The sequence below is a fragment of the Weissella sagaensis genome (assembly GCF_010306265.1).
Classification (GTDB): Bacteria; Bacillota; Bacilli; order Lactobacillales; family Lactobacillaceae; genus Weissella; species Weissella sagaensis.
Map to the genome: position 1 here is coordinate 119,439 of NZ_BLKA01000002.1, position 12,945 is coordinate 132,383.

Sequence of the window (12,945 nt, forward strand, 5' to 3'; positions counted from 1 at the left end):
AAGCACTTTTATTTTGCATAAAATGTTATTTTTTAAGGAGTAAACATGGGGATTAATGCCATCAAAAAAGGGATTTATTATTTAATACCAGCGTTATTTTTCGTCATGCTGTTAGCGTATGTTGGCCGCTTTGGCTTTCTTTATTCAGGTGCAGATTTGCAATTTCATGCTAATCGAATATTTGAATACTACAATCATTTAAAAAGCGGGAATTTAATTCCTGTTATTTCAACATTTTCATCAAATCAAATTGGTAGTTTGGTACCAACCATGTATCCGTCACTACCAATATATATTGGTGCAATTTTACAATTTATTTTCCCACCAGTTACGTCATTGTATGTCTTAATGTGGGCACAGTTAATGGTCCAATTTAGTATTGCAAAATGGGTCGGAAAAGAGCTTTCGTTATCGGTGTTAGAAAGTACAATTGCTGCTTTTATTTATACAATAACAACGCCATTGATATCGCAATCGGTCCAACAATGGTTATTTGGAGAAGTATGGGCGATGTCGTTTATGCCATTGGTGGTACTGGGATTGATTCGCTTGGTAAAAAGTACGACCGATAATATTGTGAAGTTAGATAGAAAGACTATTTTATTGTTAGCAATTGGCTTTACTTTAATTATCTTGTCACACATGTTATCTTTTGTTATTATTACGGTTTACACAGCAATATTTACGGCCTTTTTATTGATTTTCAAAAAAAATAAATTGAATAGCTTAGCTAATTTGTCTGTGTCAGCTATTGTTACAATTTTGTTATCAATGGTATTCTTAATGCCGTTTATTATTGCAATGTTGCGTAATGATTTAGCCACACCTGGTGCTACGACATTAACGATTTGGTCTGCACCAGATATTCAAGAATTATTTAAGACAGCTTTTTCATTTAAATCAGATGTTATTTTTAAAACAAATAGTATTGGTATTGTCGCATTCATATCAATTTTTGGTGTGTTATTTACTTGGTGGAAACAAGATCGTTTTACTAAATATGCAACAATTGTATCAATGTTAATTATTTTTAGCGGTATGAGTTATATTTGGCAATATTTGTATACGACACCGTTGGGCGTTATTCAATTTCCACATCGTGTATTTATTATCGCTATCTTTTTATTGAGTTTAACGTCAATTTTTATGATTCGTAATATCTTCCAATCTATTAAAGTGCAACGTATTTTATATGTAGGATTAACAATAATATCAGTTGTTGTTACATTATTTAGCTTGAAATTTGGGTTTGTCGATCGGGTTAATGTATTGTCAGTACACACAGATTATAAACCTACGTCAAAAAAGCCAGTTAGTTATACACCGATTGCTAATTTTAAAATTAAAAATGATGATTTTAAGAATATTATGGGGTATTGGATAACTTATGGTGCTTTTGATTATATGCCAGCTAATTTTCAGTTTAATAAAGCTTTGCAAGAAAAGAAAATTATACAGAATGGTCAACTTATTAATACGTCAACAAAATCAATTAGTAATGGTTTAATCTATCAAGCTAAGTTTAAAAAACAAGTACAGACAATTTTGCCGATGGTGGGGTATCAGGGATTGAATTATGAAATAGTCGATAATCATCATCAGCACTATGATTATAAAATAAATAAGGATAAGCAATTAGTTATCAAAACTAGAAATGTGGCTATTAATAAAGTAACTGTTCGTGCCATTACCCCAATAACAACGTATATTGCATGGATAATTAGCATGGTGACATTTTTATTATTATTAGTCAGCGTATTAAGAAATAAAAATAAATAATTTAGATAAAGCAAACACCAAATCAAAAGTTGTTATTTTTTTTGATTTGGTGTTTTTATTTACTTAAATAGAGATGTATGACAGAGTGAATTGGTAATAATTTGTGCTTTATTTACTAAAAATGGTAATATAATAAGAGCGTTTTTTTAAAATATAATGAATAAATTTTTAATTTGTAAGATCGGGTATGGACAAAGAAATAATGAATATTAGAAAAAGAACTGTTAGCGTTTTAACAGGCGTTGCAATCATTATGTTGATTGCGATGCAAATGGTTAGCCAACAGCAGAATATCGCGTGGTATCGGTTTTTAACATGGACCACTTGGCCAATGATATTTTTTGTTGCTGGATATGCAATTAAAATTAATCAAAGAATTGTACAAACACTTACACAATCAATATTAAAATATTTAGTACCATATTTTTTAATTAGTCTCTTGTTGATTGCTAGTAGTAAATTTGTCCAAATGTTTGGATTAACATCGTTACTTAACCAGCCATTTCAAGCGATTCGGGTTGGTGTAAAGGCGATGCTATATGGTAATGGTTGGCCAGGAGCCACAATGTTTTGGCAATTTGAGACCGGTATTGGCCTTGGTTGGGCGTTATTAGCCTTGTTTTGGGGAACTATTATAACAACTTTAATTATTAAAATTAAGCCACTGTCCCTACAAATTGTATTAGTTGTATTAATAACATATGGTGGATTTTATGTTTCACGAGGGGTCCAATTACCTTGGTCTTTTACATCAGGGGTAGTGGTGCAACCATTTATGTTATTAGGTCACTATTTTAATGATGAAACCAAGGCCTGGCAACCAGCACGAGCCACAATTTTGGCAGGTGGTATTATTAGTTGGATAATGTCACATAATGGTGCGTATGAATTAACTGTTGCGCAAATTAATCATTGGATTATTGGAACATTGGCAGCCATAATCATACTTGAAGCGATACTATCAATTATTTGGTATATTAGTGAGCATTTATCTCGCTGGACGATGTGGTTGATTGGTATAGGTAAACATTACAGTATAAGCATTGCTATTTTATCGTTTATGACGATGATTGTGCCGATAAAAAATCAGCTAAACAATATAATTACAACTGAATGGCTTGTTTTTATGCTGGCTTGGGTAATCGTTTTGCTTATTATTATTGTATCGAAATGGGCAGTAATTAAAATTACGGATTATTGGGATAAGGATAGGGTAAATTAGATGAAGAGAATTTTTAATAAATCTAAATTTATAGGACCTTCTTTCAATGGCTGGATGAAATTATTAATTATTGGGTTAGTTTTAAGTATTGTGACAGTTTTTTTGTTGCAATTTGCAATGCACTTTCAAGTATGGGGGCGCCTGAACTATCAATCTACTGATATACCAGTTGTATTAGATTTTGTCCGTCAATATATGATGCGACCACAAGCACTCTATTCAATGCTAGCTTGTTTAACATTATTTATTTTTATAGTAGTGCTGGTTAATCATTTGTTTATGGGGGTTGCGATATATTCGTTAACGGCAATTGTAGCAATTGTGGCCGAATATATGAAAATGAAAACGCGTAATGAACCAATTATTTTTAGTGATATGTCAGAAGTTACTGCTGTCAGTGGATTGACAAAAATGGTTGATAAAGACTTATTAGTTGCGGCTGTAGCGGGGATTGTCATACTGCTTGTACTTGCAGTTGGATTAGAGCTCTATATACGCCGAAAAAAAGTTGGTAAGTTTTCTGAGTCAGTGCAAAGTATGATGTTTAAGCAGGCAGGGAGCCGATTGGTTGTTTTAATCGTTACCTTTTTAATGTTAGCAACACCGTTTGTCGTTAATGCTGATCAAAATCGTGCTATTTTAAATCATTTTGGGTATCAATGGCAAAATAAAATAGGCGTTGATGATGCCATGGTCAATGGCCCAATTATGACATTTGTATCAAATATTTCTAGTGTCATTATGCGAGAACCGGCTGGTTATTCTGCTAAAGAAATGGCACATTTACAAAAGAAATATACCCAATATGCAGATAAATTAAATGAAACAAGACAGGATAATTTAAAAGGACAAACTGTTATTTCTATTTTGAGTGAATCATTAACCAATCCAGATGATGTTCCTAATTTAGCATATAAAGGGCCAGATGCTTATAAAAATATTGATGCTATTAAAGATAAAGCAGTAATTTCTGGTAAAATGCTGTCGTCAGGTCATGGTGGTGGTACAGCCAACATTGAATATATGACAATTGCTGGGCTTCCTTTAGCAACTTTTGCACCAGAAATGGCAGTTCCTTATACACAAGTTGTACCATTTGCACATAAAACACCCATTCTACCAAGTCTATTTGATAAACGAGAAGTACTTCATCCATATGCAGGAATGTTTTATAACCGGCGTGATGCTTACAAAGATATGGGAATTCAAAAGTTCTACACAACTGATGGGTTAACCTATAAGTATCCGGACAAGTACACTGGTAAATTATCATCTCGTGCAGAGTATCCAACTGATGAAAATGCGTATAAATTCTTATTAGATAAAGTGGATACCACAAATAATAAAGATTCACAGTTTTTACAATTAATGACAATGCAGAATCACTTACCATATTCAGCTAAAGAATATCCGAATAGTCCTTATAAGATGAAAGAACCGGCTGTTTCAAATTCAACTAAGGATCAAATTGAAACATACATTACAGGTGTACACCAAACCGATTTGGCAACGAAAAAATTAATTGCTAAAGTTGAAAAGATTAAGCGCCCAATAACGATGGTTTTTTATGGTGATCATTGGCCGGTTGTATTTACTTTTGTCGATCAAAATAAGCAAATGCAAACAAGTCATGAAACTGATTACTTTATTTATCAGAATGCAGCTGCCCGTAAAATGAATAAGAGTAAGTTACAGCATGATGAGCGTCCGTACGCATCACCAAGTGATTTTCCAGCATTGGCATTAAAAGCTACTAACAGTAAATTGACACCGTTCTTTGCTTTGCAGACCAAATTTGTTGATGAATTACCAGCACTTGCTAATTACACACGAGACATATTTGTTGATGAGCAGGGGCATAAGTTAAATACAAAAGATTTGACGTCAAAGCAGAAAAAATTGTTACATGAATTCATGTTAGTACAATATGATATTACTGCTGGTAATCATTATTTAGATGATAGTTTTACAGATAATCAATAAGGTGTAATAAAAGATTAACGGGCCAGTTTAAATACATTGTTGGAGTCCCCAGTTGATAGATAAAGATGAATTTGCATTATATTCTTTATCTATCAATAGGGGATTTTTTATGCAAAAAATATGAGCACAAACAAAAACTTCATCCCGGAACTCTCACGGGATGAAGTTTTTGTTAAATATGAAGAGGTGCATTTTTATCCAAAAAAATGGTTCTAATAAATTTAAATTTTAGAACGATAAAAACAGCAATAATGGACCATAATACTCTGATAAGACTAATGATGATATAAGCAGCATTTTCACTCACAGCAGCGGATAGTGGTATCAATAGGTGTGTATTAACCATCGAATCTATGAAGATAATATCAAGCCAGTTAAAGATGAAAAACAAAATCGACACTTGCCCAATCCATTTAAAAAGAGCAGCAAAATTAGTTGTAAATTTAATAATACCTTTGGCCAGTAATAGTAAAATAAACGGTGTACCAAGTCCGCCAAGTGTTGCTAATAAAATATGATTTGCTGTACCAGCGGTTAAACCATACCAACCTGATAAAGCACCGACAATCCAAAAAGTTGCACAAATGCATATCAGTAAATAATATGTCCAATTATTTTCAATTTTTTGACGATAATTTTTCCATAAATGTCCAGCATAGTAATAAAGTTGTACTTGAAGAACTGCTGCCAAGGAAAGTGGGAATCGATATAAAGGACCTAGATAAAAACCAAGTAAAACGCAAATTAGGACAAAAATAATTTGTAGAGAATGACTTTTTAACTTCATAATAAAATGAAATAGTATGTTACCGATAAACATGGCTGGTAAAAACCAAAGGGCACCAATTGCAATGTTGCCATCTCCAAATAATGCTATTCCGGGTGCACCTGAGGCATAAAATGCAGCTATTGTAAAAACTTTAATAGTGTGTAGTGTCGGAATTTTTATGTAATTTAAAATAATCCAAATTATAGCCAAAATTATGTATGGAAACAGTAAGGTATTGAAGCCGCCTTTTATTAGTGACATTATCTTTTTATTTCGATAAAAATAGCCTGAAACGAAGAAAAAAATGGGTAAATTCATTTCGAAGATAATATTTTGTAAGAAATTTAAATGGCCACCCATTAAAGTGTGACCAATGATTACACCCAAAACGCCCATTGCCCTGGCGATGTCAAAAGTGGCATCACGTTGCATTTGTTTACTCATTAAAAGAACACCTCATTGTATAAATAATCTTTAAGTTATTATAACGCTAATATATATCCCATATTTTATCTTTAATAGAATTTTTAGCATTTAGATGTACCTCATAATTTATGTTAAAATAATAGCCATACTTATATATTTGGGGTGATTTAATGAAAACAGAACGTGAAATTATGTTGTCGGGTAAGCTTTATAAATCAGGTGATAAAGAACTGATTGCTGCTCGTAAAGCTGGTAAACGATGTGTGGCATTGTATAATCAAACGGCCCATGAAGATGAAGAACAGGTACAAGAATTATTAGAAGATTTAATGGGGAAAATTGGTAAAGATAGTTATATTGAGTCTGATCTGTATATTGATTACGGGAAAAATATCTATATTGGCGATACCTTTTACGGCAACACGGGATTAACGATTTTAGACACTTGTGAAGTACATATTGGTAATAATGTTATGATTGGACCACGTGTTAGTTTAATTACTGCTGGTCATCCGATTGATGCAGCTGTCCGTGTACGTGGGTTAGAATATGGTAAGCCAATAACAATTGGTGACAATGTTTGGATTGGTGCTAACGTTTTTGTTGGCCCGGGGGTCACGATTGGTGATAACGTTGTAATTGGTGGCGGTGCTGTGGTGGTTAAAGATATCCCAGCTGATACTGTTGCTGTTGGTAATCCAGCTAAAGTAATGCGCCCAATTACAGAAGCTGATAAAGCTAATTGGGAACAACAAGAAAAAGATTACTACGATAATCGTAATAAATAGTAAAAATGAGTGATGTTTTAATTGACATCACTCATTTTTTAATTAATTTCGTTACGATAAACACCAATAACTTGGCCAATAATTTCAACGTTATTAGTAATAACTGGTTTGAGATTACTATTTTCTGGTTGTAAACGGACTTGATTTCTTTCTTTAAAATAACGATAGACATTTGTTTGGCGTGCACCATCACTATTCTTATCTAAAATTACGGCAACAATTGCACCATCTGGAATAGCAGTCTCTTTTTTAATAATCAGATAATCATGATTTAAAATACCAATATTAATCATCGTGTTGCTATTATGTTTTAGTATAATAGTTTCTTCATCTAGTGAGGCTACTATATCTTGAGGTGTATTAATCATAGGAGCTGGTGTATCAGCTAAAGTGAGTATATCTGCCTTTTTGAGGGCTTGAATACCTGTAGGTGTCACCGTAATAGCGCGTGTTTTTTCTGCTTTTTTTTGAATAAAGCCTTTATCTTGTAATCTTGTTAAGTGACCATGAACAGTAGAAGAAGAAGCTAAGCCAACACCATCACCAATTTCACGGACGGTTGGTGGATAACCACGCTGTTGTTGTTTTTCATAAATAAATTTCAAAATATCTAATTGTTTGGTAGACTTGTTAGTCATCATCAAGTACTCCTTTTTATCAATTCTATTCTACGCTAAATATTGTTTTTGTTGATATTTGTATAATTAATTATGTAATGAATCGAGTGAATTATGTTAAAATGATACCATTAACTTCAATGAAAAGGTGGAATGGGCATGGCTGAAACTGAACATATGATGGCTGTTCGTACACGAATTAACGAATTAGCTGCTAAAGCAAAAACCTCAGAAGGGTTAACAGAGGAAGAAATTTCAGAACGTGCTGAATTGCGAGCTGAATTTTTGGATAATTTTAGAAAAGCATTTCGTTCACAAGTAGAAATGCTTCAGGTTTATGATGAAGATGGTAATGAAGTCACGCCTGAAAAAGTAAAGAAAATTCAACGTGACAAAGGTATTCGCGATAATTAAACGTTCTAATAACTAGTAAAAAGGCGTATAATTAGATATAATGGTATTTGAATATATTTTTGGAGTAATAAAATGAACACAACAATTTGGATTTTTATTGTCATTCTTGCTGCGATACTTGGTGCTGTCGCTGGTTTCTTTATTGCACGTCGCTCAATGGAGACGTATATTAAGAATAATCCACCAATTTCAGAAGAAATGATGAAATCAATGATGACTTCAATGGGACAAAAGCCGTCACAAAAGCGTTTGAACCAAATGATGTCACAAATGAAGAATCAAGCACAAACTTCTTCAAAGAAGAAATAGTGTGATTAAAAAAGTTGAGTTGACAACAACTCAACTTTTTTATTAGGCATATGTTTATGCACGAGGGCAATAAAAAAGGTAAAAACATTTGTTTAAAATGAGTTTACCTTTTTATGTGAGAAAATATCCCACTCATATTTAATGATTGTTTTTCTTTGTTGGCTTAGGATCCACATACACCCAATTAGGATCAATTTCTTGATCTAATTTATCAAATGAAGCTTGGAGAGTATTACCAAATTCATTGGTCGTTTCTTCGTTGATTTTCGTTCGTTTATCAATATAAATGGGATCACCAAAGGCCATAGTCACGTTTTTACGTTTAAACAATCCCGAAAATTTAACAGGTCCTTGATAAACAATTGGGACTAATGGTACACCAGAAAGTTTGGCGATTATTAATGCACCACCTTTCATTTCCTCAGAATGCCGACTGCCCGATGGAAACATAATCAAACTTAAGTCAGTCTTTTTAAGATTTTGAACAGGCATCTTGATTGCTGAAGGACCAGGATGATCACGATCAACCGAAAAAGCATTGGCATGAATTAAAATCCACTTTAAAATGGGGTTTTTAAAAAGTTCTTTTTTAGCCATAAAACTAAAACGATGTGGCCAGCCTGCTAGTGCAAAGAAAATTGGTTCCCACCAAGTACGGTGTGGGCCGACTAAAATATAATTGCCTTTTGGTAATTTATCTGTGCCAAGTAATTTATAACGACCATTAATTAGCCAGACAACGCCAGCAGCAACATAACGTATGAATGAATAGAACATATTTTGTTCATCCTCCCTAATAATAACGCCTTATTATCCCACAAAAATGGCGTTATTGGCAAATAATTATGAAATAAGGAGTTTAATTTTTATGAAAGTTGAATTATTACCTGATGAACGTGTTGACATGTTATATAACGATGATGTTCATATTATTCAAAGTAAAAATGTTTTTTCATTTTCACTAGATGCAGTCTTACTTGCAAACTTTGCGCAACCACGTAAGGGCGGACGTGGGTTAACTGTTGATTTGGGAACAGGAAATGGGGCAGTGGCATTATTTATGGCACATAAAGTCACGGGTAATATTGTTGGTGTAGAGATTCAAGAAAGGCTTGCTGATATGGCCAAACGTTCAGTTATGATGAATGATTTGACGGATAAAATTAGAATCATAAACGCAGATATGCGTGATATTTTTGATGATATCCGGCCAGGATCAGCTGATATGGTTGTGTCAAACCCACCATATTTTTCAATAGATAATGATCAAACCATTATTCATGAAAATGAGCATTATGCGATTGCACGTCATGAAATTATGGCTGATTTAGAATTGGTAATATATACAGCAAAAAAATTGTTAAAAAATAAAGCCCATTTTTATATGGTGCACCGACCAGATCGCTTATTTGAAATTTTAGCTACCTTACAAAAAAATCATTTGTCCCCTAAGCGTATTCAGTTTGTTTATCCTAAAGCAGGTGAACCTGCTAATGTGCTATTAATTGATGCTATTAAAGATGGTAAATTGACAGGTGCACAAATACTACCACCAATTATTACACATAATCAAGACGATACGTATACTGATGCCGTATGGTCAATTTATGAAGGCCGGCAACAACATGAATAAACTTTATTATATGTATGTCTTATTAACAGCAGATAATATGTTGTATTGTGGTTTTACAAATGATGTTGGGCAACGCTTTGCAACGCATGAGGCCGGTAAAGGGGCAAAATTTACGCGACCAGCTAAGCGGCATCCATTACAATTAATTTATGCAGAAGCTTTTGAATCGAAACATGATGCACTTCATGCTGAGGCAATGTTTAAACAATTAAGTAGAAAGCAAAAAGAGGCCTTTTTGCGAAATCATCAAGTTAGTGTATTTATGGATTAATTTATTGACATTTATGAAAAAAATGAGTATAGTAAGTAATTGGTTTTATACCAAAAATACTCACTAGTTCTCAATAGTTTGACGGGTGCCCCTTTTACGGGTCGCCAGGCTACATGCGAGGCTAGGTGGACAAAACATTTGGAGGCAGATACTCATGGCAGTAATCTCAATGAAGCAATTACTTGAAGCTGGTGTACACTTTGGACACCAAACTCGTCGTTGGAACCCAAAGATGTCAGATTACATCTTTACGGAACGTAACGGCATTTACATTATCGATTTGCAAAAGACAGTTAAGTTGGTTGATCAAGCATATAACTATGTTCGTGATGCAGCAGCTGATGGTGCAACGGTATTGTTTGTTGGTACTAAGAAGCAAGCACAAGACTCAATTGCTGAAGAAGCAACTCGTGCAAACATGTTCTACGTTAACCACCGTTGGTTAGGTGGAACTTTGACAAACTGGAATACTATCCAAGCACGTATCGCCCGTCTTAAGGAATTACGTGCAATGGAAGAAGATGGTACTTTTGATCGTTTGCCAAAGAAGGAAGTTTCATTGCTAATCAAGCAACGTGAAAAGTTGAACAAGTTCTTGGGTGGTATCGCAGATATGCCTAAGATTCCTGATTTGATGTTCATCGTTGATCCTCACAAGGAACAATTGGCAGTGCAAGAAGCACACAAGTTGAACATTCCTATCGTGGCTATGGTCGACACTAATGCTGACCCTGATCAAATCGACGTTAAGATTCCATCAAACGATGATGCAATCCGTGCCGTACGTTTGATTACTTCAAAGATGGCTGATGCTATTATTGAAGGTAACCAAGGTGAAGATTCTGTAGAAGAAGCTGACTTTGCAGCTGAAGGTGACAAGCCAGCTTCAATCGAAGAATTGACTGATCTTGTTGAAGGTAAGAAGAACTAATTCTGCTTTTCAAGATATAAAAAAGCTTACGCCTAATTGGGCGTAAGCTTTTTTTGCGCTATGAGCAAAACTCATGTAAAATGGTAGTAGATATCTAGCTAACTATATAGAAAATGACTTAATTTTCGTGTATACTAGTTTAGATAAGATTTAGCATATACAAGGAGACCATAAAAATGGCTATTACTGCTTCACAAGTTAAAGAGTTACGTGAGAAGACCGGTGTTGGTATGATGGATGCCAAGAAGGCATTGGTTCAAACTGAAGGTGACATGGACAAGGCAATTGATGCTTTGCGTGAAAAGGGAATGGCAAAAGCCGCTAAAAAGGCTGGCGCTGTTGCTGCAGAAGGAATGACTTACGTTGTTTCAAAGGATAATAAAGCTGCTATCATCGAATTGAATTCACAAACTGATTTCGTTGCTGGTAATGCAGAATTTAACGAATTGCTACATGCTGTTGCAAATGCAGTTGTTGAATATGCACCAGCTAATGTTGAAGAAGCTTTGGCATTAAAAGTGGCTGAAAATGAAACTTTGAATGACATGATTGTTCATACAACTCAAATTACTGGTGAGAAGATTACACTACGTCGTTTTGCTGTTATTGAAAAGACAGATGGACAAGTATTCGGAACTTACTCACACATGGGTGGTCGTATTTCATCACTTGTTTTGGTAGATGGTTCTGATGAAGCAGTTGCAAAGGACGTTGCAATGCACGTCGCAGCTATTGCACCTAAGTATGTTTCAGGTGAAGAAGTACCAGCTGAAGTTTTGGCTCATGAGAAAGACGTTCAAATGAAGTCAGAAGATTTGGCAGGAAAGCCTGACAACATCAAGGAAAAGATGGTTGAAGGACGTTTGCACAAGTTCTTGGCTGAAATTGCACTAGTTGACCAACCATTCGTTAAGGGTGATGGTAAAGAAACTGTTGCAAAGTATGTTGAAAGCAATAATAGCAAGATTGTTTCATTCGTTCGCTATGAAGTGGGTGAAGGAATCGAAAAGGCTGAAAATGACTTTGCTGCTGAAGTTGCAGCACAAATGGGTGAATAAGAAGGCCGAGGCAATTAAAGAATGGCAGATGTAAAGTACAAACGAGTATTGTTAAAATTATCAGGTGAAGCATTATCTGGTGAACGTGGTTATGGTATTGATCCAGAAACTGTTAACAATATCGCAGCGGAAATCAAGGAAGTTTATGAACTAGGTGTTGAAATTGCAATCGTTGTTGGCGGTGGTAATTTATGGCGTGGTGAAGCTGGTGCCAAACTAGGTATGGAACGTGCACAAGCTGATTATGTTGGTATGCTAGGTACTACTATGAATGCATTAGCATTGCAAGATGCACTTGAGTCACACGATGTTCCAACACGCGTACAAACTGCTATTGAAATGCGTCAAGTTGCTGAACCATATGTTCGCCGTAAGGCAGTGCGCCACTTAGAAAAGGGACGCGTTGTTATTTTCGGTGCAGGTACAGGTTCACCATATTTTTCAACTGATACCACTGCTGCTTTGCGTGCAGCTGAAATTAATGCTGAAGCTATTCTAATGGCTAAAAACGGTGTTGATGGTGTTTACAGCGACGATCCTCGTAAGAACCCAGATGCAACAATGTTTGAAAAGTTAACACATAAAGACATTATTGATAAAGGTTTGAAGGTTATGGATTCAACCGCTTCAACACTATCTATGGATAATGATATCAATTTGGTAATCTTTAATATGAATACAACAGGGAACATTAAACGTGTTGCCTTGGGTGAAAATATTGGAACAACCGTGGAGGTAAATTAGT

14 protein-coding genes are annotated in these 12,945 nt (G+C 34.7%); 11 read left to right on the forward strand and 3 right to left on the reverse strand.

Annotated elements, in window-relative coordinates; genetic code table 11:
* The first annotated feature begins 45 nt into the window (after positions 1-45).
* The 3 genes from G7Y65_RS03165 to G7Y65_RS03175 all read left to right on the forward strand — a co-directional run bounded on the left by G7Y65_RS03165 (position 46) and on the right by G7Y65_RS03175 (position 4,984).
* On the forward strand, positions 46-1,779 hold the full coding sequence (locus G7Y65_RS03165) for a putative glycosyltransferase family protein (RefSeq protein ID WP_165314590.1): 1,734 nt from the start codon (positions 46-48) through the stop codon (positions 1,777-1,779).
* Between the two features lie 202 nt (positions 1,780-1,981).
* Positions 1,982-3,001, forward strand: coding sequence for an acyltransferase family protein (locus G7Y65_RS03170; RefSeq protein WP_137600585.1), 1,020 nt, complete (start codon positions 1,982-1,984; stop codon positions 2,999-3,001).
* Complete coding sequence (locus tag G7Y65_RS03175) at positions 3,002-4,984, forward strand: LTA synthase family protein (RefSeq protein WP_165314591.1); 1,983 nt, start codon at positions 3,002-3,004, stop codon at positions 4,982-4,984.
* A 172-nt stretch (positions 4,985-5,156) separates the two neighbouring features.
* Here the strand turns inward: G7Y65_RS03175 and G7Y65_RS03180 are convergent, their stop codons facing one another.
* Positions 5,157-6,197: an acyltransferase family protein gene (locus tag G7Y65_RS03180; RefSeq protein ID WP_137600583.1), complete on the reverse strand. Its 1,041-nt coding sequence runs from the start codon at positions 6,195-6,197 to the stop codon at positions 5,157-5,159.
* 152 nt (positions 6,198-6,349) lie between these two features.
* Between G7Y65_RS03180 and G7Y65_RS03185 the strand changes: the two genes are divergently transcribed.
* Positions 6,350-6,967 (forward strand): sugar O-acetyltransferase, encoded by a 618-nt coding sequence (locus G7Y65_RS03185; RefSeq protein ID WP_165314592.1) that lies wholly within the window; start codon positions 6,350-6,352, stop codon positions 6,965-6,967.
* A gap of 38 nt (positions 6,968-7,005) precedes the next feature.
* Here the strand turns inward: G7Y65_RS03185 and lexA are convergent, their stop codons facing one another.
* The gene (gene lexA, locus G7Y65_RS03190) at positions 7,006-7,605 is read right to left on the reverse strand and encodes a transcriptional repressor LexA (RefSeq protein ID WP_042493821.1); all 600 of its coding nucleotides are present in this window, start codon (positions 7,603-7,605) and stop codon (positions 7,006-7,008) included.
* A 138-nt stretch (positions 7,606-7,743) separates the two neighbouring features.
* On the opposite strand from lexA, the gene G7Y65_RS03195 reads away from it, so the two are divergent.
* Together G7Y65_RS03195 and G7Y65_RS03200 are read left to right on the forward strand one after the other, a co-directional pair.
* The gene (locus tag G7Y65_RS03195) at positions 7,744-7,998 is read left to right on the forward strand and encodes a DUF896 domain-containing protein (protein WP_137600581.1); all 255 of its coding nucleotides are present in this window, start codon (positions 7,744-7,746) and stop codon (positions 7,996-7,998) included.
* A gap of 72 nt (positions 7,999-8,070) precedes the next feature.
* On the forward strand, positions 8,071-8,307 hold the full coding sequence (locus G7Y65_RS03200; protein ID WP_042493823.1) for a YneF family protein: 237 nt from the start codon (positions 8,071-8,073) through the stop codon (positions 8,305-8,307).
* Positions 8,308-8,445: 138 nt separating this feature from the next.
* Here G7Y65_RS03200 and G7Y65_RS03205 read toward each other — a convergent pair whose 3' ends face one another.
* Entirely contained in the window at positions 8,446-9,084 is a 639-nt protein-coding gene (locus G7Y65_RS03205; RefSeq protein ID WP_165314593.1) for a lysophospholipid acyltransferase family protein, read from the reverse strand.
* A gap of 91 nt (positions 9,085-9,175) precedes the next feature.
* Between G7Y65_RS03205 and G7Y65_RS03210 the strand changes: the two genes are divergently transcribed.
* From G7Y65_RS03210 to pyrH, 5 genes are all read left to right on the forward strand, one after another.
* Complete coding sequence (locus G7Y65_RS03210; protein WP_042493826.1) at positions 9,176-9,940, forward strand: tRNA1(Val) (adenine(37)-N6)-methyltransferase; 765 nt, start codon at positions 9,176-9,178, stop codon at positions 9,938-9,940.
* Positions 9,933-10,211 carry a GIY-YIG nuclease family protein gene (locus G7Y65_RS03215; RefSeq protein WP_042493828.1) on the forward strand — a complete coding sequence of 93 codons (279 nt, stop codon included), beginning with the start codon at positions 9,933-9,935 and terminating at the stop codon, positions 10,209-10,211. Before G7Y65_RS03210 ends, G7Y65_RS03215 begins: the two co-directional genes overlap by 8 nt.
* Positions 10,212-10,365: 154 nt before the next feature.
* Positions 10,366-11,142: a 30S ribosomal protein S2 gene (gene rpsB / locus G7Y65_RS03220; RefSeq protein WP_042493829.1), complete on the forward strand. Its 777-nt coding sequence runs from the start codon at positions 10,366-10,368 to the stop codon at positions 11,140-11,142.
* A gap of 176 nt (positions 11,143-11,318) precedes the next feature.
* Positions 11,319-12,200, forward strand: a complete 882-nt coding sequence (tsf, locus tag G7Y65_RS03225; RefSeq protein ID WP_042493830.1) for a translation elongation factor Ts — start codon at positions 11,319-11,321, stop codon at positions 12,198-12,200.
* A 21-nt stretch (positions 12,201-12,221) separates the two neighbouring features.
* Positions 12,222-12,944 (forward strand): UMP kinase, encoded by a 723-nt coding sequence (gene pyrH, locus G7Y65_RS03230; RefSeq protein WP_042493832.1) that lies wholly within the window; start codon positions 12,222-12,224, stop codon positions 12,942-12,944.
* Position 12,945: the final 1 nt, after the last annotated feature.